The sequence below is a fragment of the Aeromonas sp. 1805 genome (assembly GCF_013085525.1).
GTDB classification, from domain to species: Bacteria; Pseudomonadota; Gammaproteobacteria; order Enterobacterales; family Aeromonadaceae; genus Aeromonas; species Aeromonas hydrophila.
The window spans coordinates 2,219,461-2,239,639 of record NZ_CP038515.1 but is presented as its reverse complement, the minus strand read 5'-3'; the positions used below and the strand labels follow the sequence as shown (position 1 = coordinate 2,239,639).

The window sequence follows — 20,179 nt, the reverse complement described above, 5'->3', positions numbered from 1 at the left end:
TCCCCTTACCAGTCTCGCCAGCTGCCGGGCACCTGATTGACGATCTGGAATGCGGCGCCATTCGAGATGTTGCTCAGGACACTGGCATCATACTTGGCATCGTAGGTACCGTTGGCGTTGCCCAGTTGATAGTTGGAAACCATGGCGCCATACACGATGGCCCCACCGGTCAGCTTCACGTCAGTCCCGGCGGCTGCGGGGTTGGATGAGTAGGCAAATACCAAGCCATACAGCACCGTATTGCCGTTGACCGCCAGATTGCCATTGCGCACGATGAGAATCACAGGCGCCGTTGCGGAGCCGACGTTGGAGGAGGGCTTGCAATCCCCATCCACAATGATGAGGCCGGTTGAGGCAGGACCAAGCGAGCTGCAGTCCGTCAGCTTCTGGGTCGCCCTGGCCTCCAGATTGGCCCAGCCGTTGGCATCATCCTTTTCATTGAACAGATACCAGACCAGATCGGTCGGGAAGGCAGTATCGTTATCCTTGATATCCGGCTGCTTGTCGCCCTTCTGGCTGATGTTGGCCGAACAGCCGCCGTCGTAGTCCCCCTGATGACAGGTCTGTCCGGTCCCCGTTATCAGATCGACGTTGCCGCTGGTCCAGACCGACAGTGGTACCCCCAGCCCGCCACCATTGGGATTGGCTACTATGGTGAAGTTGCCGCCGACCGCCATGCCGCCAGCCACGGTCAGAGGTGCAGCAGGAGAGCCGGCCAGTACGCTGAAACGTACAACCTTGGTTTCGACTGCCGCCTGGGCCTGGCTGTTGCTGAGAGTCGCCTGGGAACGAACCCTTATCGGCGTCACGACCACCGACCCCACCGTGATGGCGGTATCGTCAGAAGATGACAGGGTATAGCTGCCCGTGGTCAAGGTAGTCGTGGCCCCGCTGGTCCTCCAGCTCGGGTCCAGCGTCAACCGTCCCAGTCCATCGGCCAGACCCACTTCCGCCATTGCCATGGCCTGACGATAAAGCACCTCGTTGAGGGTCACTCGCCGATCGGCCACCAGCATCTTGCCAACCAGCAGTGAAATGCCCAGCAGGATCAGCACCAGCAACAAAGTGATGGTGAAGGTGGTAAAACCGGCTTGTCGGCTCATGTCAGTACCCATCATTGCGCAGTTTAATATCCCGCTGCAGATTCAGCGTCAGTGCCGGCGTGGCCTTGAACCGCCCGCTCACCATCAATTGCAGCGCCCTAGCCCCGCTGACCTGACTGCTTGGCAGGAGCCTGAACGTCATGGCGGTGATTTCTACGGTATCGTCGCTGGAGATCAGACTACCATTACCGCAGGTCGTGGTACCGGTCCCCTGCTTGATCCCCTTGTCAGCAGTGCTGTAGCTGTAAACCAGGGTGTCATCGCTGCTCAGCACTCCATTTTCATCGTTGTCATAGCGCACCCTGATACAGGTATACAGGCCGGATCCCGTCGCGGTTTCATTCATCAGGTCCGTGGCCGTATCAAAGTAGAAGCTGGATCGGCTGCCAGAAGGGGCGGCAAGAAACTGGGTGGCGTTGGCATCATACCCGGCTCGCTGGATGTCTCGAGCCATCATGTCCGTCAGCAACTGAACTTCCTGATTCAGGCGGCTGGTCTGCATGGCGGTGTAATTGGCCTTGAGAATGGTGGCAAACAGCGAAATGACTGCGGCCACCAGCAGCAAGCCCGCCACCATGGCCACCATCAACTCGACCAGGTTGAAACCCCGCACTTTCAGTTGCATGCCACCTCCCCCGCCAGGTTGCTGACGGCACAGGTACGTACCCGCCCAAGGTTGTTGGTGACAACCTTCATACTGGCGGCCGAGGAGCTCACCGTGATGCTGCCGCTTGGCAAGGTACCGCGCCGGGGGGAGAAGCTGATGGGACGTATCTGGCTTGAGGACTCCGTGTAGGTGCCCGTCAGAATGATCCCGGGAAATTCACTGGCATCAGCGCCTTTGCGCCCCTCGATGCTGGAACAGGTGTCGCTGCAACTGGCGCAACTGCCATCGATGCTGATGCGATAGCACCAGCTGTCGGTACCGCTGTTGAACAGGATCATTTGCAAATTACTGTTGCGTTTGAGCGCTTCGGACTTGAGCAGCATCATGTCCGTGTAGACCGCCTGGGTCGCTGCCTTGACCATCTGATCCTGACGCAGGGATTGATAACTGGGGATGGCCACGGTCAGCAACAGGGCGACCAAGGACAGGGCAACCATCAGCTCTATCAGGGTAAAACCGGCGGATCTGCCCTTTCTGCCTTCCATCAGCTCAAGACTCCTTTCTTTTTGCACGTGCCAGTAGGGTCTACTGTCAGTACTATCCTATAGTATCAACCTGTTTCACGAAGCATGCCGCCCCATGAGAATCAAACAGTCCGGAATCACCTTGCTTGAACTGATCGTCGTGGTCGCCATCGTCGCCATCATAGCGTCTGTTGCCTATCCCAGCTTCACCGATGGCTTGCGCAAATCCCGCCGGGCCGAAGCGCTCAAGGGCTTGCTCAGCATGCAGCTGAAACAGGAAGAGTTCCGGGTTTCCAATACCAGTTACAGCGCCACCCCCTCCCAAGTGGGCAACCCCACCAGCAGCTACTATGACTTCTCCATTTCAGGTGCCACCGCCACCAGCTACACCCTGATCGCCACCAGCAAGGGGGCACAAGCAGGCGACAAGAGCGGCAGCACCGCCTGCGATACACTGACCCTCAACAAGGCCGATACCAAGACTCCTGCCGCCTGCTGGTGACAGACTACCAGCACTCGGCTGCCGTCATGCTGGCCATCGATACCCCCTGCTGTCCGCCCTGATCAAGGGTCAGCAGGCCGCAAGGATCGCCGTTCATCACCCCGGTCGGGATCGCCGTCAGGGTATAGCTGGCGCCGCTGGCATTGAGCGCCAGATTGTAATAGGCAGTCCCGCCATCCCTGGGCAAGGTAGCCAGCCCGGCGGAGACCAGGTTGCCACCATCATAATTGCCGTCAGCGGTAAACTGTCGCTCCATGTATTGCGCCGCCTCCAGCAGGGCGGCCTTGGCCTCTGCCCGCTTGGCAGAGGCCATGTAGCTGTTGTAACTGGGATAGGCAATCACGGTCAGAATGGCCATCACGGCTACCGCAATCATCAGTTCCATCAGGGAAAATCCACGCACCATCTCCACCTCTACTCCAGTTGCAACCAGGACTGGCGACCACCCAGATCACCCGCCCCCTCTTCCAGCGTGACCGAAATGTTGCCGCTGGAGCCACTGATGTACTTGCGCTCCATGTCGGCATCTTCCACCACGCTCGGCGTCGTGGTGAGCTCATCAAACTGCTTGCCGCTGACCGGCACCTTGATGTCGTTGCCGCCACTGTCCTTGATCCCCACATAGTCGTCATCGTTGACCGCGCCATCGCCATTGACGTCAAACACCGAGTAGGTCAAACGCGCTCCCGAAACGGGATCCAGCTCCATCAACCAGGAGCGCCCACCGAAGTCACAAGCGTCCGCCGAGGGGATCAGGGTGTTGAAGATCAGCCGCTTGTTGCGATAAAGCATCTCTGACACGGCTCGCTCCCCCACCCCCTTGCTCAACGCAGGGGATTTGAGCACCAGATACCACCCTTTCTGGCTGGTGTAGTTGACCGCCGTGTTGGACACCACCCTGACGTTGAACTTGATGGTGGTGCCATTGGCGGAATACTCGTGGGTAATGCTCTGCTGCAACAGCTGGCTGCTGAGCACGCTAGCCCCCGTATCCCAGATGCCGTAGACGGCCTCCAGCCTGGGGGTCGCCGGCAGCAACTTGTCGTCATTGGTGAAATAGCTGCCCGTCCCCATCAATACCATGATGCCCCCCTTGGGATGACGGATGGCCAGCGGGCGCATGGTGACGGGTTGACGCGTGCTGGCGGAGCAGGTTCCGTTGCACGCCTGAAACAGCGGTTTTGGCTTGTTGCCGGTCTTGAAGGCACTCCCCCACTGGGCGCTGTTGTTGTCGGTCAGATCGAATTTCCACAGATTGCCTTGCAGGTCACCGGCGTAGACATAGTCCGCCACCCGATCGCCATCCTCGTCTACCGGCAAGGGGATGAGAGACCATTGGGCTCGCTGGCCGAGCCCACCTGGGTGTCTATCTCCTTGATCACCGCGCCGGTCGCCAGATCCAGCACGAACAGGCGCGCCGTTTGGCTGGTGCTGTTGTAGCCGTTGGCCACCAGCGCCACCCATTTGTTGCCGGATTTGACCCGAACCAGGGTCGGTGCCGCCAGCGCCACCCCCATCTCGGTATTGGTAAACTCCCACAGCATCTTGTCGGCGGTGAAGTTGTCCGGCGCCGTCACGTCGATGGCAAACACGGCCTTGCCACCGGCACCGGTCGATCCCAGCAGCACGGTTTTCCAGCTGCTGCCAAGATAGGCATCGCCTACCTTGGCCGTGCCATCGACATAGTAACGATGGCTGTAGTCCGGTTTGGTGAGCAGATTCAAATCCCCCAACAGGCTGGCAGGAATGTAGGCCAGGGTCTCCACCCCGTTGGCGACCCTGAAACCATGCAGCATGCCGTCATTGGCCCCCACGTAGAGCATGGGGGTGCGGCTGCGAATAGCCGTCGAACCGAGGAAACTCAGATAACCGTCGCGCTCCGTCTGGGTCAGGCCGGTAGCGCTGCCGTAGCCGTAATCCCGGCTGCCGACATAAACGGGATCCGAGTTGATGATGTCCCCCAGCAGATCGCTGCGGCTGCGAAACAGACCGCCATTGCTCTGCTCGCGACTGCGATCGCCGCGCAAGTAGGCAACCCGGTTTTCCCCCTGGCTGTCGCCGGCAAGGTTGAACAAGGCACGGTTGGTGGCATTGAGATCGGTCCAGGTGAAGGGAATGCCGACACCGTTTTGTCGAGTAAAGATGCTGCGGGAGGTGTGTGACGGGATCAGGGTTGCGGCATCCCAGGCCATGTTGCCCAGCGACCCATCGCTGTTGAGGGGAATGGAGATGAGTTGCCCCGACCAGTCGCCGCTGTTGTAGCGGGCCTGGTAGATGTGGGTGTTGCTGTCCAGCCGGGTGGCGTTGGCGGTCACCGAGCTGGCGGAGCTGTTGCGGGCCGCGATCTGGGCCAGGGTGCTGCTCAGGGCTGCGGCAAAGATGTCGGGGTCGCCCGCGCTGAAAAAGCTGCCCTTGCTGTTGAGTGCCGCGTGCCAGAGATCATCAATCTTGTACTCCGGAATGTAGGTCGCGTTCTTGTACTCCTTGTCATCCGGATCATGGGGATTGGGCCAGCTGTTTGGGATACCGTTGGCCGGATTGAGCGACCCGTTGACCCCGAGTCCAACGGTAAAGTTGACCAGATGCTGCCAGTTGGCAGGATCCGCCGTGCTGGTCGGCACCTTGTCGGCCAGATCGGCACGCAGGTCGGTTTTCCAGTATTTGTAGGCCACGTCGGCCAGTGTATTGCTGTAGCCATCCTTGTCCAGATCCCCTACCGAGGGGGTATCCCCGTTCCAGTAGCCATCAGTCATCAGGATGTTGTAGCTCTGCCGGCAGGTGAGGTGGGGCAAGGTGCTGCCAGCACTGGCCGCCCAGGGGCCGTTGTTGTCGGTGCGGGAGAAGTACTCCCCCACATCTTTCAGGCTGGTGCGCAGCGGCGTGCCGGCGGCCGGAATATCGCGGCTATAGAGGTCGCTGAAAAAAGCGCTGCGATCGGTGCCGGAAAAAGGCGCGACCCCACGGATCACGCTGCCGCTGGCATTGATGGTGGCAAACCCCACCCGCAGGGCCTGCCCCTGGCTAGCAAAAGCACGGCCGACCCCGGCACGAGCCGCCAGGATCCGGGAGCGGTAGTAGGTGTACCAGTTGGCGAAGTTCTGGATCTCCTCGTCATAGGTACAAACGGGGGCGCTCTTGCAATCGCTGCGATTGGGGCGCCCGCCATAGGTACTGCCGGACTTTATCTCGACCCGGGTATAGCTGCCCACCTTCTTCACGTCGCCACTGCCCTTGTAGGCAAAGTAGACGGCAGGCCAGAAGGTTTCATCGTCGTTGTAATCGGTGGAGGAGAACCCGGTGTAGTAACGCAGGGACTTGGAGCGGTTGTTCTTGGTCAGATCACGACAGCCGGCCGTGGTATTGAAGGGGTTGTGCGGTGCGCAGCTGATGCTGACATTCGCCATCAGGGTGCCGTCCGCCTTGGCCCAGGGCCGATAGCTCTGCTGCGGGTTGTAGTAGAGTTTGTTGTTGTTGCTTGAGCGGGTATAAGCGTTGCGGTCGTTGTTGCTGGTGAAGGTTACGGTCCGGTTGTCATAATCCTCGCTGCCATAGACGTTGTCGGCTCTGGGATAGACGTAGCGGGCACTGTTCTCGATCAACCCCTCCGGCATCAACTCGAAGTGCATCGAACCTGAGTCATCGAGGCTGAACATGATGTTGGGTTCGGCCCGGGTACCCAGATAGAGGGGAACCTGGGCGATGTCGAGGGCTGCCTGCACCTGGGAGCAGAGCAGCAGGGCCGAGAGTCCGTAGCCAGATGCACGCATGGGTTGTTCTCCTAGCGGCTGTAGGTCGATTGCAACAGCACCCGGCTCTCGTCCGAGAGTCCGAATCCCCTTGCCGTGATGCGATAGAGGCGGCGCTCGCTGATGGGCTCGTCAACCGCCAGACTCTCGTTGCTGCCCTGGGTATAGGGCAACCGCTCGATGAAATATTCGGGGGCCCGTCCGGTTAGGCCGCTATTGGCATAGGTGCGCCAGGCCGTGGAAGGAGAGGCGGGATCCACCGCCACGCTGACGAACTCATAGAGGCCGGCACTGTTGTCGTAGGGACCTGAACTGCCCGCCTCCAGATAGCGCTCGGCAGCACGCAGCGCCGCCTCCGCCGCCTGCAGCGCCTGCTGTGACTCCTTCTGGTTGCCCGCCATCTTCTCCTGCAGCAGGGCGCTCTGCATGCTGGCCATCGCCAACAGGCTCACCACCGCAAGAAAAATCAGGCTGATCACCAACGCCATTCCCCCTTGTCGAGCCATCATGCCTCCCTCCTCATGGCAGCCGGTTGCGCAGGGCGACCGTGGTTTCGGCCACCCAGTACCAGTGACTGTCGACAGTCTGGAAGGTGGCGCCGGCAAAGCTGATGGCCTGCGGGTCCGATACCACATTGCCCTGACCGCTGCGCATCAGCAGTTGAACGCCGATCCCCAGCACGTTGTCCCAGTTCGGGTTGCTGGCGGCGCTCACATAGCGATCCGCCGCCCGATCCCGGTTCTGATCCTCGCCGAAGGTCAGCTGAATATCGGTGACCCCGTCCACCAGCAGCATGCCCGCAGCCAGACCGCTCTTGCGATACAGGGCATAGGGTGCGTTGGCAGAGGGGCGGGCGACGTAATAGATCCGGGTCTCCATCCGGCTCAATACCGAGCCGGCACCGAAGCGCTCCTCGACCGGGCTGCTGGCGCCGCCCCAGGAGCTGACGGCATTGCCCGGGGTGTATTTATTGTCGTTGGAGTGGCCGATATTGACCTCGCTGCCACCACCCACCACCTGGGTCTGGGTGATCTGGAAGATCCGCGCCTTCTGACAGTCGGACACCATGACGATGTCCCCCTCGCACAAGTCGCTGTAGCCCTGCTTGCCGGTACCGCAGTAGTTGGCCTTGCTGGAGAGCTGCTGCACGAACAGCTGGGCGGCGCTGTTGTTGCGAGTGACCGGCACCCCGGCGCCGGTCGGCCCCTGTACCAGCAACACGTCGGTTCCCGGTTTGGGTTTGGGTTCGGCAGCGGTAAACAGGGCCGACAACGCCGTGGGCAGCGTCGCAGTGACATTGTCATAGCCGCGCAGATAGACGGTGAAGTTGTAGGGCAGCGCCGTACCACCGTTAAGGGTGTTGGTGATGTTGACCCCCTGCTTGCTGAGGCAGCCCTGGTAGCCCACCATCCGCAGCTCCTGCTGCAGCAGGTTGACGGCAAACCGGCTGTCCTCCTGAACCCGGGCGATGGCCTCGCCGGTCAGATAGGTTTTGTGGTTGCCAAGCAGCACCTGAATGATGACCCCGACCGTCAGCAATGACAGCAGCAGGGCGATCATCACCTCCACCAGACCGACACCGGCCTGACGCAACAAGGTTCGCCGGCCGCTCACAGATCCGTCCTCAGGGTCATGTTGCGCAGCGCAGGCTCGGTGGCCAGCCGGCTGGCATCCCACTGGATGGTGATGGTCGCCTGCCCGGCGCTGACGGCAATGGCCCCGTCACCGCCCGGCAGGCCGGTCAGCGCCTGCTTCCAGTACTGCACATCCTGTATCGCCATCGAGCTGCCGGAGACAGCCTCTCCCAGCCCGACGTTGTATTGGCCGAGCAGGGCCGCGCTGCGATTGGCTCGCATCATGTCGGTGATCATGTAGCCGAACTGGGTCGCTTCAGTGCGGGTGAGCGCCGATTGATTGCTCTTGAGCGCCTGCAACTGCAGGGTTGCCATGCCGAGAATGCCGATCGACAACACCAGCACGGCAATCATGATCTCAAGCAGAGATACCCCCTGATGTCGTTTCATATGCAGCTGGTCTCCACGATGGATGGGCGCCCGGCCGGGGTGATCGTGATGTCGCGCGATGCCTCTTGGGCACACTCCGGCGGCTGTAGAGAAAACACCAGCGCCACCTGCTGACGCCCGTCGAGAAAGCCATTGCCACTGAAGCGGACCAGCGACGTATTGCTGACCAGGGTGCCGGCGCCCATGTCGGGAAAGAGCCGCAGCAGTTCGCCGTTGTCGAGGGTGCCGTTGCCGTTGCGGTCGACCCAGATCTGCCAGCCAGATTCCCAGTGGTTCTGGGTCAGGTTGCTGGCGGTAGCGGAGAGCGTAACCGCGGTATTGCGGCGAATGGCTTCGGAGCGGGCGAGGTTGATGGCGGCCACGAAGTTGTTGGCCTGGCTGGTCAGCGTCATGTTGCGCAATATCGCGCTAAAGGAGGGAACTCCCAACGTCAGCAGGATAGAGATGAGCGCAACGGTGACCATCAGCTCGATGAGGCTAAAACCTGAACGCAAAAACATCCTGTTTCGCTCTGATTTTGTCGGGGAGGCTCGTTCGCATATCCATGTGCCATCAAGCCAGATGAGAAGATCATCAGCAGTCTAGACCGCAGACCTTCGCTTGCAATTCAATCTACTCAGATCTTGGACATACATCATCAAATTTCGCTGCAATCTCGCCACAAACCGGGCAACAAGAGTCATAAGAATCGCCCATGAAAAAGCCACCTCACAGGAGGTGGCTCAGGTACTCATGGCACTATCCCGCACGGGATGGCTGACTCAAAGGATGCGCAGCTCCGGCGGCACCTCAAACACCACGTTTTCTTCACGACCGGGATGCTCGGCCACCACCTTGCCGCCCAGCTCGCGCAGGCGCGTGATGACCGACTGCACCAGCACCTCGGGGGCGGAAGCGCCGGCGGTGACACCGATCGCCTCAACTCCCGCCAGCCAGTCGGCCTCGATCATGGAGGCGTCGTCGATGAGGTAGGCTTTGGCACCCACCTTCTCGGCCAGCTCCCGCAAGCGGTTGGAGTTGGAGGAGTTGCGTGACCCCACCACCAGCATGGCGTCCACCAGCCCCGCCATCTCCCGCACCGCGTCCTGGCGGTTCTGGGTGGCGTAGCAGATGTCGTCCTTGCGCGGCCCCTGGATCTTGGGGAAGTGGGCACGTAAGGCATCGATGACGTCCGAGGTTTCGTCCACGCTGAGGGTGGTCTGGGTGACGAAGCAAAGGTCATCCGGGTTCTTCACCTTGAGCTCGGCCACGTCCTCCGGCGTCTCCACCAGATACATGCCCCCCTCGCGATTCTCGTACTGACCCATGGTGCCGATCACCTCGGGGTGACCGGCATGACCGATGAGCACGGCCTCGGAGCCCTTGCGACTGGCGCGATGGACCTCCATGTGCACCTTGGTCACCAGCGGGCAAGTCGCATCGAACACCTTGAGGGCACGGGACTTGGCCATCTCGCGCACCGCTTTGGAGACGCCGTGGGCGGAGAAGATGACGATGCTGTCATCCGGCACCTCATCCAGCTCTTCGACGAAGACGGCGCCCGCCTCCTTGAGCTTGTTCACCACGTAGCGGTTATGCACCACCTCGTGACGGACATAGATGGGGGCGCCGAACTTCTCCAGCGCGCTCTCGACGATGCTGATCGCCCGGTCGACACCGGCACAGAAACCACGGGGATTGGCCAGAAGAATATTCATCAGTGAACCGCTTCCTCGTCATCAACCCCCAGGATCTCCACCTCGAACGTGACGGTGTGACCGGCCAGGGGATGGTTGAAATCGACCGTCACCGACATACCTGCCACCGCCCGGATGATACCCGGCAGCTCGCTGCCGTTGGGCTGGTCGAACAGGATGATGGTGCCGACCTTGGGTTCTACATCGGCACCGAATTTGGCGCGGTCCAGATGATAGATGTTGTCGGGATTGGAGAGGCCGAAGGCCTCTCCCGGCGCCAGCGTGAAGCTCTTGCTCTCCCCTTCGCGTAGCCCCAGCAGGCACTGCTCGAAACTGGAGGTCAGGCTGCCATCGCCCATCCGCAAGCGGGCAGGCTTGCCTTGCAGCGCAGTACTGTCGGCCACCGAGCCATCTTCCAGCTTGATGGCGAAGTGAAACAGCACGCTGCTGTCTGCCGCAATCGGCTGGCTCATGGCGTCACGTCCTTCTTCTTCTCACTGCGAAAACCGTCCAGCACTATCATGGCTGCGCCGATGAAGATGAAGCTGTCGGCCAAGTTGAACGCCGGCCAGTGGGCGCGCTGCCAGTAGAAATCGAGGAAGTCGACCACGTGGCCCAGCACCAGCCGGTCAAACACGTTGCCGAGCGCCCCGCCGATGATCAGCGAGTAGGCGATGCCGCTCCAGCGCTGAGCGACGGACTGCTTGCGCAGCCAGTGGATCAGCAAGCCGCAGATGGCAAACGCCAGCACCGCGAAGAACCAGCGCTGCCAGCCGCCCTGATCGGCCAGGAAGCTGAAAGCCGCCCCCTTGTTGTAGACATGGACCAGGTTGAAGAAGGGGGTGATCTCCACCCCCGGGTAGCCAAATGGCAGCAGCTTGACCACGGCGAGCTTGCTCGCCTGGTCCAGTACAAAGGCCAGCACTGCCAGCCACAGCCAACGCAGGCCGCTTTTATGGTGAGTCATGTTCATCAGGCAAATTGACGAGTTTCGCCGTCACCCTCGACGTTGGTGACGCAGCGGCCACAGATTTCTTCGTGACCAGCGATGGTGCCCACGTCTTCCACATGGTGCCAGCAGCGGTCGCACTTGGCGGCGGCAGACTGGGCCACACTCAGCCACAGATCATCGCGCTCGGTCGCCACGGCGTCTGCCGGGGCGGCATCGACGCTGACCACCTTGGCCTTGGAGGTGAGCAGCACGAAGCGCAGCTCATCGGCCAGGGCGTTCAGACGCGCAGCCAGTGCCGGCTTGGCGAACAGGGTCAGCTCGGCCTGCAGGGAGCCACCGATGCGCTTCTCGCCACGAGCCACTTCCAGCGCCTTGTTCACTTCACCGCGCACGGTGAGGATCTCGGCCCAGAAATCGTCGTTGAGGGTTTCACCCGCTTCCAGCCCGAACAGGCCGTCGTACCACTCCTCGGTGAACACGAACTCACCGCGCTCACCCGGCAGCAGCGCCCAGATCTCGTCGGCGGTGAAGCTCATGATCGGCGCCATCCAGCGCACCATGGCCTCGGCGATGTGATACAGGGCAGTCTGGCAGGAGCGACGGGCCAGGCTGTCAGCCTTGGCGGTGTACTGACGGTCCTTGATGACGTCCAGGTAGAAGGAGCCCATCTCGATGGAGCAGAACTGCATCAGCTTCTGGGTCACACCGTGGAAGTTGTACTCGTCAAACGCCGCCATGATCTCGGCCTGTACCGCTTTGGCACGGCCCACGGCCCAGCGATCCACCACCACCATGTCGGCAGGCGCCACCATGTCGGTCGCCGGATTGAAGCCGTTCAGGTTGGCCAGCAGGAAGCGGGCGGTGTTGCGGATGCGGCGATAGGCGTCGGCAGAGCGCTTGAGGATCTCGTCGGAGACGGTCATCTCGCCGGTGTAGTCGGTGCTGGCGACCCACAGACGCAGGATGTCGGCACCCAGCTTGTTCATCACGTCCTGCGGGCTGACCACGTTGCCGATCGACTTGGACATCTTGCGGCCCTGGCCATCCACGGTGAAGCCGTGAGTCAGCACCTGGTTGTAGGGAGCCTTGTCTTTCATCGCCACGCCGATCATCAGGGAGGACATGAACCAGCCGCGGTGCTGGTCAGAGCCTTCCAGATACATGTCGGCCGGGTTGCCGTTGAACTCGGGACGGGCGTCGACCACGGAGGAGTGGGTCGAACCAGAGTCAAACCAGACGTCCAGGGTATCAGGCACCTTGTCGTACAGGTCGGCGTCGCTGCCCAGCAGCTCGGCCTTGTCCAGATCCCACCAGGCCTGGATGCCGGACTGTTCGACTCGCTTGGCCACTTCGTGCATCAGGCGCACGGATTCCGGATGCAGTTCCTGGGTCTCCTTGTGGACGAACAGGGAGATGGGCACGCCCCAGGTACGCTGACGGGAGATACACCAGTCAGGACGGTTCTCGACCATCGCCTGGATACGGTTTTTACCCCAGGCCGGCACCCAGCCGCTCTGGCCGTGCTGTTTGATGCCGTCTTGCTCGATGCGCTCGATCTCTTCCAGCGCACGCTTGCGCAGACCCTTCTGCTCCATGCTGATGAACCACTGCGGGGTGGCACGGAAGATGATCGGGGTCTTGTGACGCCAGCAGTGCGGGTAAGAATGGTTGAACACCTTGTGGTGCAGCAGGGCGCCACGCTCGGTCAGCACCTCGACCACGGAGGCGTTGGCCTTGAACACGTGCTGGCCGGCAAACAGTTCGGTATCCGGCAGGTACACGCCGTTGCTGCCAACCGGGTTGGCCACTTCCAGACCGTACTTCTGACCGACCACGAAGTCTTCCTGACCGTGGCCAGGTGCGGTATGTACGGCACCGGTACCGGCATCCAGGGTGACGTGGTCACCCAGCACCACCGGCACGTCGAAGCTGTAGAAGGGGTGGTTGAAGCGCAGCAGCTCGAGTGCGGCACCCTTGGCGTAACCCAGGTTGTGGAACTGCTCGATACCGGCGCGGTCCATCACGTCCTTGACCAGCTCGGCGGCCAGGATCAGGCGCTCGGGATGCTCCCCTTCCACCTGCACCAGCGCATAGTCCAGATCGGCGTGCATGGCGATGCCGCGGTTGGCGGGCAGGGTCCAGGGGGTGGTGGTCCAGATCACGGCAGAGATCGGGCCTTTGCCGGTATGGCCTTCGGCGCAGTCAAACTTGGCGGCAACGCCCGCCTCGTCGACGGCCTTGAAGCGCACATCGATGGAGGGGGAGTTCTTGTCGTAGTACTCCACTTCAGCTTCGGCCAAGGCGGAGCCACAATCGGTACACCAGTGCACCGGCTTGGAACCTTTGTGCAGGTGACCGTTTTCAACGATCTTGGCCATGGAGCGGATGATGTTGGCTTCGGTGCCAAAATCCATGGTCAGGTAGGGGTGTTCCCAGTCACCCAGCACGCCCAGCCGGATGAAGTCGGTCTTCTGCGCTTCGATCTGGGTCTTGGCGTATTTGCGGCACTCGGCGCGGAACTCGGCAGCGGAGACCTTCTCGCCCGGCTTGCCGACCATGCCTTCCACTTTCAGTTCGATGGGCAGACCGTGGCAATCCCAGCCCGGCACATAGGGGGAGTCGAAGCCGGAGAGGCCCTTGGACTTGATGATGATGTCTTTGAGGATCTTGTTGACCGAGTGACCGATGTGAATGCTGCCGTTCGCATAGGGGGGGCCATCGTGCAGAATGAACGAAGGCTTGCCCGCTTTGGCGCGGCGAATGGCGCCGTAAAGATCCTGATCGTACCAACGTTTCAGCATGTTGGGTTCGCGCTTGGCCAGATCGCCACGCATCGGAAACTCGGTTTCCGGAAGATTCAGGGTGTGTTTATAGTCGCTCATCAGTCCTGGGTTCCCTTCTTTTCTAAAAGAGTGCTGGGTAAATGGAGTAGTGGCAGCCCGAACCAGGCTCGGGCCGCCAGGGCATCTCGTTCGATCTGCTCTTTCAAGGCGGTGAAAGAGGCAAACTTCTGCTCTTCGCGCAGCTTGTGGCGAAGCAGCACCTTGACCTGTTGACCATATAGGTCGCCAGAAAAATCAAATAGATGTACTTCCAATCTGGCTTGTGTACCGCTCAAGGTCGGCCGTACACCCACATTGGCGACACCGGGGAAGGTCTTGCCGGAACATAACACTTCCACCGCGAACACGCCACCGACCGGGATCACCTGGCGCTTGAGGGCCAGATTGGCGGTGGGAAAACCTATGGTGCGGCCCAGCTTGTCGCCGTGGGCCACCCGGCCGCTGATGGTATAGGGGCGGCCGAGCATCAGCTCCACCTCCGCCATGCGGCCGGCCGCGAGGGCCTCGCGCACTAGCGTGCTGCTGACCCGCTGACGGGACAACTGGAAGCTCTGGGTGCTGATCACCTCGAAACCGAAGCGCCGACCGGCCTCTTCCAGCAGGTGGAAGTCCCCTTCCCGTCCCTTGCCGAAACGAAAATCGTCGCCCACCACCAGATAGTGCACGCCGAGTTTCTCCACCAGCAGTTGCTCGATGAAGGTGGTGGCGGACTGCTCGGCGAAGCGATGGTTGAAGCGCACGCAGAGCATGCGATCGATCTGCATCCCCTTGAGCGCTTCATACTTCTCCCGCAGGCGGCTGAGGCGGGCCGGCGCCGCAGCCCCGGCAAACAGCTCCAGCGGCTGCGGTTCAAACAGCATGACGCAGGCCGGCAGGCCCAGCTGGGCTGCTTTTTCCTGCAGGCGAGACAGCACGGCATGATGACCCTGATGAACCCCATCAAAGTTGCCAATGGTCAATACACACCCCCGGTGACGGGGCTTGATATTGTGAATACCGCGGATAAGCTCCATCAATGCCTTGTGCGTCGCTGCTATGAAAATCGCCGGATTATATATCAGGCGGCACTCTGGGTCAGCCCTGTTGCTGACCCGATTTCAGCCATCCCGCCCTGATTGCTGGCTCAGGCGGGACTTCAATCGCCATGGTGCGCCGACTCAGTCATCCCGCCCCGCTCTCAGATCTTTTGGCCGAATGCCCAGCGCCAGCAGGACACCGGCATAGATGGCGCCCCCCAGCACCAGCAGCATGGTCAGCTGCATGCTCGCCTTGCTCATGTGCCAGGCTCCCCATTGGGCCAGATCCGGCGAGAGGTAGAGGAGCACGCCCCCCATCAGCAGACTTGCGGTCAGCAGCTTGAGGCAGAATACCCCGGTGTGGCGGGAGGGCCGGTAGACGTTCTGCTGATGGAGCCCCTTGAACAGCAGGGCCGCGTTCAGCGTGCCCGAGCAGGCAGTCGACAGCGCCAGCCCCACGTAACCGAGCGGATAGATGAAGATGAGGTTGCAGGCCATGTTGGCCGCCATCGACATCATCCCGATCCGTACCGGAGTACGGGTATCCTGGCGGGCGTAGTAGCCGGGTGCCAGCACCTTGATCAGCATCAGCGACAGCAGGCCCGTGGTGGATGCCAGCAGGCTGGCGCTGGACATGCTCACCTCGTGCAAGCCGAACTCACCGCGCATGAACAGCACCCGCAGAATGGGTTCGCGCAGCACGGCGATGCCCACCATGGCCGGCAGGCCGAGCAGCATCACCATCCGAACCCCCCAGTCCATGGTGCGGGAGAAGTCGGCCGGATCGGCATCCACGTGCTTCTTGGCCAGCGCCGGCAGGATGACGGTACTGATGGCGACACCGAACATGCCGAGCGGGAACTCCAGCAGTCGGTCCGAGTAATAGAGATAGCTGATGGCGCCGGTCGCGAGGAACGAGGCCAGCATGGTGTTGACCAGCAGGTTGATCTGGCTGACCGACACCCCGAACAGCGCCGGGATCATCAGGGTGCGTATCTTCACCACCCCCGGATGGTGCCAACCCCACTTGGGCCACACCAGCATGTTGATCTGGCGCAGGAACGGGAACTGGAACAGGAACTGCACCAGACCGCCGAGGAAGACACCGATGGCCAACGCCAGTTCGGGGTCGTCCAACCAGGGCGAGATCCACCAGGCGGCGGCGATCATGGTGATGTTGAGAAAGATCGGCGTGAAGGAGGAGACCCCGAAGCGGCCGAAGGTATTCAGGATGGCCCCCGCCATGGCGGTAAAGGTGATGAACCAGAGATAGGGGAAGGTGATCTTGAGCATCAGGCTCGCCATCTCGAACTTCTCGGCCGCCGGCCCGCCGTGCAACCAGTCCCAGAACCAGCCCCAGCCGAACAGGGCGGTCAGCACCCCGGAGCCCAGCACCCCGAGCAGGGTGACCACGGTGACGATCCCACCGAGGGTACCCGCCACCGCGGCCAGCAACTCGCGCACCTCGCTCTCGTCGCCCTTTTTCTTGTACTCCGTCATCACGGGAACAAAGGCCTGGTTGAAGGCACCTTCGGCGAACAGGCGACGCAGAAAGTTGGGAATGCGGTTGGCAAAGAAGAAGACGTCTGCGGCCACCCCGGCACCGAGCAGATTTGCGATGACCACATCGCGCACCAAGCCCATCACGCGGGACGCCAACGTCATTCCAGACACTATCATGCCGGATTTGATCAATTTCTTACTCAAGACGAGGCCTCTGGAACTGTCGGAAAGAAAAGAATGCTGTTAGAATCGGCCGACAGTTTAACCGTCTCCCATCTGACACACCACCGGGGGCGGTGTTTATTTGCACAAATCATTTGACAATATGTGGTTGAGAAGGCATATTTCCGGGCCTTTTCAATACACTCGCTAAGACAGTTTTAGGAGTTTTACCTTGGCTAACATCAAATCTGCTAAGAAGCGCGCTCTTCAGTCAGAGAAACGTCGTCAGCACAACGCCAGCCGTCGTTCCATGACCCGTACCTACCTGAAGAAAGTCATCGCTGCCATCGCCTCTGGCGACAAGGCTGCCGCGACTGCCGCTTTCGCTGTTGCTCAGCCGATCATGGATCGTATGGCGACCAAAGGCCTGATCCACAAGAACAAAGCTGCTCGTCACAAGAGCCGCCTGTCTGCCCAGATCAAAGCTATGGCTTAATTCAGCATCTGCTGAACAAAGCTAAAAAACCGGCCTTCGTGCCGGTTTTTTATTTCTGTTCGCTGCAATACAACTTGTGCAGCAATCCTATCATCTCGCGCACCTCATGGCTGCGCAGCGAATAGTAGACCGTCTGGGCCTCCTTGCGCGTCTCCACCAGTTCATCCCGCCGCAACACAGCCAGATGCTGTGACAACGCCGACTGGCTCAAACCCAGCCGCTCGTTTAGCTCGCCCACCGACAGCTCCCGCTCCAGCAGCTGACACAGGATAAACAAGCGCCGCTCGTTGGCCAGCGCCTTGAGCAGAGCGACCGCCCGGCTTGCATTTGCCTCCATCTCTTCCAGTTGCATCTCATTCCCTCTCGTTCGAGGCAAGAATCATACTCTGTGGCCCGTCGATTTAAAATGACAGGGTTGCCGGTTGAATCGTGGTGAAATCCTCCTGACCGGCAAACAGAAAGGAGAAATCGCTCTCGCATACCCGTTTTACCGCCGGATGCTGGATCATCCGTTCGGCGAAGATGACGTAGTACTCCTCCATCAGATCCTGGGTCTCCCCCAGCAGCATCACCTCCTCCCCTTCCAGGATCTCTTCCCGATAGATGGTGGGAGCCATGAAGATACCCTGGTTGAAGAAGCCGAACGCCTTCATCAGGGCCGCATCGTCAAACTCGCCGAGGATGCTGGGCGATACCCCCTGCTGTTCGAACCACTGGGTCAGCTGGCGACCCATGGCGGTGCGCCGGCCCGGGATCAGCAGCTTGCGCTCCTCCAGACAGGCGGGAAAAGGGAGCGATGGCAGTGGCGCCTTGCAGAAGAAGCTGACCCCGCAGCCACCGAGCCGCTTGGAGAGCAGGCCGGCGTGCTGGCTGGAGTCCACCGGGCAGTCCGACAGGATCATGTCGAGCTTGTGCTCGCTCAGCTGTTCCAGCAGCAGCTCGTGGGTCGATTCGAAGCAACGCAGGTGGATGGAACCGTCGTTGGGGATGACGGAGAGCAGTACCCGGCTGGCAAGGCGCTTGGAGAGCGCATCGGCGATGCCGACGTCGAACAGGATCTGGCTCTCCTTGCGGTAGTTGACGATATCCAGCATCTCGTAGGAGAGGCTGAACATCTTGTCGGCATAGCGAAACACCAGCTGACCCAGCTCGGTCGCCTCGAGGGAACGCCCTTTTCGCATCAACAGTTTGCCGCCCAGACGCTGCTCCAGCAGCTTGATCTGGCCGGTCACGGTCTGCGGGGTCAAGAAGAGGGCTTCCGCCGCTTGCGTGACGGAGCCCTTCTTCTGAGTCATCCAAAAATAGTAAAGATGATTGTAATTAAGGTGTGACATCCGATGGGGTTCCCGCGCTGCGCGGACTCCGGTAGCAACTGAGTTCAGCCGCCAGAATGTCATACATGTCGCTGATCGAGTCAACCTTGTTCGCGTCGAACTGCGCCTGCAGATGGGCCTTGAGGCGGGCCGGATCCGGCATCCGCTCCCCGCAGTAACGCTTGTTGGACTGTTTGACCCGCTCGCCGGCCCGGCTGCTCAGCGCCCGCTCGGCGAAGGTCTCACCAAACTGGGCCTTGGCCTGCTTGTCCCCCAGCATCAGGGCACTGTCGACCACCCCGTTGAGGTAGGCCGAACAGCCGGCCGAGGCTGCGTCCTGCTGGCAATCCTGCAGACTGCCGGCCCAGGCCGTCTGGATCAGCGCCAGCAAGGCCAGCCATCCTAGTCTTTTCATAACCCCTCCGTGCTTTGGTCGGCCTCCCGGTTCGGGAGCGCCATGCGCAGGGCGAGATAACCGACGATCGCCGCCAGGGTCGATCCCACCAGGATCCCGAGGCGCGAATAGCTGCCGTAATCCAACCCGCCGTGCTCGAAGGCCAGCGAGGCGATGAACATCGACATGGTAAAGCCGATGCCACACAGGATGCTGACCGCGAAGATCTGTTTGAAATTGACCCCGTTGGGCAATTGGGCAATGCCGAGCTTCACCGCCAGCCAGCTGATGGTAAACACCCCGAGCGGCTTGCCGATGAACAGTCCCAGCATGATGCCGAGCGGCACCGGGCTCAGCAGGGCGGAAAGACCAATCCCCTCCAGCGACACCCCGGCATTGGCAAAGGCGAACAGCGGCAGGATCAGGTAGGCACTCCAGGGGTGCAGGGCATGCTCCAGCTGCTTGAGCGGCGAGGCATAACGCTTGCCGTTGAGCGGGATCATGAAGCCAACGATGACCCCGGCCAGGGTCGCATGGACGCCAGATTTCAGCACCGCTACCCAGAGCACCAGCCCCACCAGCATGTAGAGGCTGATCCGATCCTCACCGCGGCGGTTCATCCACAGCAGGGTCAGGGTCGCCAGGATGCCGATCGCCAGCGCCGTCAGCGACAGCTGCTGGGTGTAGAACAGCGCGATGATGATGATGACGCCCAGGTCATCCATGATGGCCAGCGCCAGCAGGAACACCTTGAGGCTGACCGGCACCCGCTTGCCCAGCAGCGCCATCACCCCGAGGGCGAAGGCAATGTCGGTGGCGGCGGGAATGGCCCAGCCGGCGCGCGCCACTTCATCCGAGTAGTTGAAGAAGGCATAGATGAGCGCGGGCGCCAGCATGCCACCCACCGCGGCGATGGCCGGGAAGGTAGCCTGCACCCGGGAAGAGAGGGCCCCTTCCAGCATCTCGCGCTTCACCTCGAGGCCGACCAGCAGGAAGAAGACGGCCATGAAGCCATCGTTGATCCAGAGCAGCAGCGGCTTGTTGATGTCGAGGGTGGCGATGCGCACCTGCACCTGGGTATCGAGGAAGGCCTGATAGCTGCCGGCCAGGCCGCTGTTGGCCAGGATCATCGCCAGCATGGCCGCCATGATCAGAATTATTCCGGAGGCGGCCTCCAGCTTGAGGAACTTTTTGATTACGTCGCTCATGGTTAAATTATCCACAGTATTACTTTGTTTTGAGTCTATATCCCATAACAATTAATGGAAAATCGTTTCTTACTGCGAAATACAACGAGAAAACCGAAGGCAAAATCAAA

The 20,179-nt window shown here is 60.9% G+C and carries 21 protein-coding genes and 1 pseudogene; 3 read left to right on the top strand and 19 right to left on the bottom strand.

Annotated elements, in window-relative coordinates; all coding sequences use genetic code 11:
- Positions 1-5: 5 nt before the first annotated feature.
- Genes E5E96_RS10675 through E5E96_RS10665 form a run of 3 tightly spaced genes read right to left on the bottom strand, consistent with a single transcriptional unit; the run spans position 6 to position 2,255 of the window.
- On the bottom strand, positions 6-1,103 hold the full coding sequence (locus tag E5E96_RS10675; RefSeq protein WP_029301968.1) for a PilX N-terminal domain-containing pilus assembly protein: 1,098 nt from the start codon (positions 1,101-1,103) through the stop codon (positions 6-8).
- A gap of 1 nt (position 1,104) precedes the next feature.
- The gene (locus E5E96_RS10670; protein ID WP_171282118.1) at positions 1,105-1,728 is read right to left on the bottom strand and encodes a PilW family protein; all 624 of its coding nucleotides are present in this window, start codon (positions 1,726-1,728) and stop codon (positions 1,105-1,107) included.
- The gene (locus tag E5E96_RS10665) at positions 1,719-2,255 is read right to left on the bottom strand and encodes a GspH/FimT family pseudopilin (protein ID WP_045529158.1); all 537 of its coding nucleotides are present in this window, start codon (positions 2,253-2,255) and stop codon (positions 1,719-1,721) included. Before E5E96_RS10665 ends, E5E96_RS10670 begins: the two co-directional genes overlap by 10 nt.
- A gap of 94 nt (positions 2,256-2,349) precedes the next feature.
- On the opposite strand from E5E96_RS10665, the gene E5E96_RS10660 reads away from it, so the two are divergent.
- Positions 2,350-2,736, top strand: a complete 387-nt coding sequence (locus E5E96_RS10660; protein ID WP_171282117.1) for a type IV pilin protein — start codon at positions 2,350-2,352, stop codon at positions 2,734-2,736.
- A gap of 4 nt (positions 2,737-2,740) precedes the next feature.
- Here the strand turns inward: E5E96_RS10660 and tppA are convergent, their stop codons facing one another.
- The 11 genes and pseudogenes from tppA to ribF all read right to left on the bottom strand — a co-directional run bounded on the left by tppA (position 2,741) and on the right by ribF (position 14,990).
- On the bottom strand, positions 2,741-3,142 hold the full coding sequence (gene tppA, locus E5E96_RS10655) for a type IVa pilus pseudopilin TppA (protein ID WP_160837170.1): 402 nt from the start codon (positions 3,140-3,142) through the stop codon (positions 2,741-2,743).
- 8 nt (positions 3,143-3,150) lie between these two features.
- Positions 3,151-4,928 (bottom strand): annotated as a pseudogene (locus tag E5E96_RS22505) (pilus assembly protein).
- Positions 4,929-6,514: 1,586 nt separating this feature from the next.
- Positions 6,515-6,991 (bottom strand): PilX N-terminal domain-containing pilus assembly protein, encoded by a 477-nt coding sequence (locus tag E5E96_RS10645; RefSeq protein ID WP_080688822.1) that lies wholly within the window; start codon positions 6,989-6,991, stop codon positions 6,515-6,517.
- Positions 6,992-7,001: 10 nt separating this feature from the next.
- Positions 7,002-8,096, bottom strand: a complete 1,095-nt coding sequence (locus E5E96_RS10640; protein WP_171282116.1) for a PilW family protein — start codon at positions 8,094-8,096, stop codon at positions 7,002-7,004.
- A complete protein-coding gene (gene tppB, locus E5E96_RS10635) occupies positions 8,093-8,506 on the bottom strand; it encodes a type IVa pilus pseudopilin TppB (protein WP_171282115.1) in 414 nt (137 codons plus the stop codon). Before tppB ends, E5E96_RS10640 begins: the two co-directional genes overlap by 4 nt.
- Entirely contained in the window at positions 8,503-9,006 is a 504-nt protein-coding gene (gene tppE / locus E5E96_RS10630; protein WP_011704647.1) for a type IVa pilus pseudopilin TppE, read from the bottom strand. Before tppE ends, tppB begins: the two co-directional genes overlap by 4 nt.
- Positions 9,007-9,267: 261 nt before the next feature.
- Complete coding sequence (gene ispH, locus E5E96_RS10625) at positions 9,268-10,203, bottom strand: 4-hydroxy-3-methylbut-2-enyl diphosphate reductase (protein ID WP_171282114.1); 936 nt, start codon at positions 10,201-10,203, stop codon at positions 9,268-9,270.
- Entirely contained in the window at positions 10,203-10,655 is a 453-nt protein-coding gene (gene fkpB / locus E5E96_RS10620; RefSeq protein WP_171282113.1) for an FKBP-type peptidyl-prolyl cis-trans isomerase, read from the bottom strand. Before fkpB ends, ispH begins: the two co-directional genes overlap by 1 nt.
- On the bottom strand, positions 10,652-11,155 hold the full coding sequence (gene lspA / locus E5E96_RS10615) for a signal peptidase II (protein WP_011704644.1): 504 nt from the start codon (positions 11,153-11,155) through the stop codon (positions 10,652-10,654). The genes fkpB and lspA overlap by 4 nt, the downstream gene beginning before the upstream one ends.
- On the bottom strand, positions 11,155-14,016 hold the full coding sequence (ileS, locus tag E5E96_RS10610; RefSeq protein WP_044799149.1) for an isoleucine--tRNA ligase: 2,862 nt from the start codon (positions 14,014-14,016) through the stop codon (positions 11,155-11,157). The genes lspA and ileS overlap by 1 nt, the downstream gene beginning before the upstream one ends.
- Positions 14,016-14,990 (bottom strand): bifunctional riboflavin kinase/FAD synthetase, encoded by a 975-nt coding sequence (gene ribF / locus E5E96_RS10605; RefSeq protein WP_017409028.1) that lies wholly within the window; start codon positions 14,988-14,990, stop codon positions 14,016-14,018. Before ribF ends, ileS begins: the two co-directional genes overlap by 1 nt.
- Between ribF and E5E96_RS10600 the strand changes: the two genes are divergently transcribed.
- A complete protein-coding gene (locus tag E5E96_RS10600; protein ID WP_162183721.1) occupies positions 14,895-15,092 on the top strand; it encodes a hypothetical protein in 198 nt (65 codons plus the stop codon). The two genes, ribF and E5E96_RS10600, sit on opposite strands and share 96 nt — an antisense overlap.
- Positions 15,093-15,134: 42 nt before the next feature.
- Here E5E96_RS10600 and murJ read toward each other — a convergent pair whose 3' ends face one another.
- On the bottom strand, positions 15,135-16,700 hold the full coding sequence (gene murJ / locus E5E96_RS10595; RefSeq protein ID WP_016349424.1) for a murein biosynthesis integral membrane protein MurJ: 1,566 nt from the start codon (positions 16,698-16,700) through the stop codon (positions 15,135-15,137).
- Between the two features lie 190 nt (positions 16,701-16,890).
- On the opposite strand from murJ, the gene rpsT reads away from it, so the two are divergent.
- Positions 16,891-17,154, top strand: a complete 264-nt coding sequence (gene rpsT, locus E5E96_RS10590) for a 30S ribosomal protein S20 (RefSeq protein WP_005308808.1) — start codon at positions 16,891-16,893, stop codon at positions 17,152-17,154.
- 49 nt (positions 17,155-17,203) lie between these two features.
- Here the strand turns inward: rpsT and E5E96_RS10585 are convergent, their stop codons facing one another.
- The 4 genes from E5E96_RS10585 to nhaA are packed head-to-tail and all read right to left on the bottom strand — an operon-like array spanning position 17,204 to position 20,069.
- Complete coding sequence (locus E5E96_RS10585; protein WP_016349423.1) at positions 17,204-17,506, bottom strand: metalloregulator ArsR/SmtB family transcription factor; 303 nt, start codon at positions 17,504-17,506, stop codon at positions 17,204-17,206.
- Positions 17,507-17,555: 49 nt separating this feature from the next.
- Positions 17,556-18,488: a transcriptional activator NhaR gene (gene nhaR, locus E5E96_RS10580; protein WP_017409027.1), complete on the bottom strand. Its 933-nt coding sequence runs from the start codon at positions 18,486-18,488 to the stop codon at positions 17,556-17,558.
- Positions 18,475-18,882, bottom strand: coding sequence for a hypothetical protein (locus E5E96_RS10575; RefSeq protein ID WP_171282112.1), 408 nt, complete (start codon positions 18,880-18,882; stop codon positions 18,475-18,477). The genes nhaR and E5E96_RS10575 overlap by 14 nt, the downstream gene beginning before the upstream one ends.
- On the bottom strand, positions 18,879-20,069 hold the full coding sequence (gene nhaA, locus E5E96_RS10570) for a Na+/H+ antiporter NhaA (protein ID WP_139749353.1): 1,191 nt from the start codon (positions 20,067-20,069) through the stop codon (positions 18,879-18,881). Before nhaA ends, E5E96_RS10575 begins: the two co-directional genes overlap by 4 nt.
- Positions 20,070-20,179: the final 110 nt, after the last annotated feature.

Excerpts from the sequence above, each read along its gene's own strand:
- ileS (WP_044799149.1), bottom strand. The coding sequence starts at position 14,016 with ATGAGCGACTATAAACACACCCTGAATCTTCCGGAAACCGAGTTTCCG.
- nhaA (WP_139749353.1), bottom strand. The coding sequence starts at position 20,069 with ATGAGCGACGTAATCAAAAAGTTCCTCAAGCTGGAGGCCGCCTCCGGA.
- E5E96_RS10660 (WP_171282117.1), top strand. The coding sequence starts at position 2,350 with ATGAGAATCAAACAGTCCGGAATCACCTTGCTTGAACTGATCGTCGTG.
- E5E96_RS10665 (WP_045529158.1), bottom strand. The coding sequence starts at position 2,255 with ATGGAAGGCAGAAAGGGCAGATCCGCCGGTTTTACCCTGATAGAGCTG.
- nhaR (WP_017409027.1), bottom strand. The coding sequence starts at position 18,488 with ATGTCACACCTTAATTACAATCATCTTTACTATTTTTGGATGACTCAG.
- E5E96_RS10670 (WP_171282118.1), bottom strand. The coding sequence starts at position 1,728 with ATGCAACTGAAAGTGCGGGGTTTCAACCTGGTCGAGTTGATGGTGGCC.
- E5E96_RS10575 (WP_171282112.1), bottom strand. The coding sequence starts at position 18,882 with ATGAAAAGACTAGGATGGCTGGCCTTGCTGGCGCTGATCCAGACGGCC.
- ispH (WP_171282114.1), bottom strand. The coding sequence starts at position 10,203 with ATGAATATTCTTCTGGCCAATCCCCGTGGTTTCTGTGCCGGTGTCGAC.
- E5E96_RS10675 (WP_029301968.1), bottom strand. The coding sequence starts at position 1,103 with ATGAGCCGACAAGCCGGTTTTACCACCTTCACCATCACTTTGTTGCTG.
- E5E96_RS10600 (WP_162183721.1), top strand. The coding sequence starts at position 14,895 with ATGATGACCCTGATGAACCCCATCAAAGTTGCCAATGGTCAATACACA.
- tppE (WP_011704647.1), bottom strand. The coding sequence starts at position 9,006 with ATGTTTTTGCGTTCAGGTTTTAGCCTCATCGAGCTGATGGTCACCGTT.
- E5E96_RS10645 (WP_080688822.1), bottom strand. The coding sequence starts at position 6,991 with ATGATGGCTCGACAAGGGGGAATGGCGTTGGTGATCAGCCTGATTTTT.
- tppA (WP_160837170.1), bottom strand. The coding sequence starts at position 3,142 with ATGGTGCGTGGATTTTCCCTGATGGAACTGATGATTGCGGTAGCCGTG.
- ribF (WP_017409028.1), bottom strand. The coding sequence starts at position 14,990 with ATGGAGCTTATCCGCGGTATTCACAATATCAAGCCCCGTCACCGGGGG.
- lspA (WP_011704644.1), bottom strand. The coding sequence starts at position 11,155 with ATGAACATGACTCACCATAAAAGCGGCCTGCGTTGGCTGTGGCTGGCA.
- tppB (WP_171282115.1), bottom strand. The coding sequence starts at position 8,506 with ATGAAACGACATCAGGGGGTATCTCTGCTTGAGATCATGATTGCCGTG.
- E5E96_RS10585 (WP_016349423.1), bottom strand. The coding sequence starts at position 17,506 with ATGCAACTGGAAGAGATGGAGGCAAATGCAAGCCGGGCGGTCGCTCTG.
- fkpB (WP_171282113.1), bottom strand. The coding sequence starts at position 10,655 with ATGAGCCAGCCGATTGCGGCAGACAGCAGCGTGCTGTTTCACTTCGCC.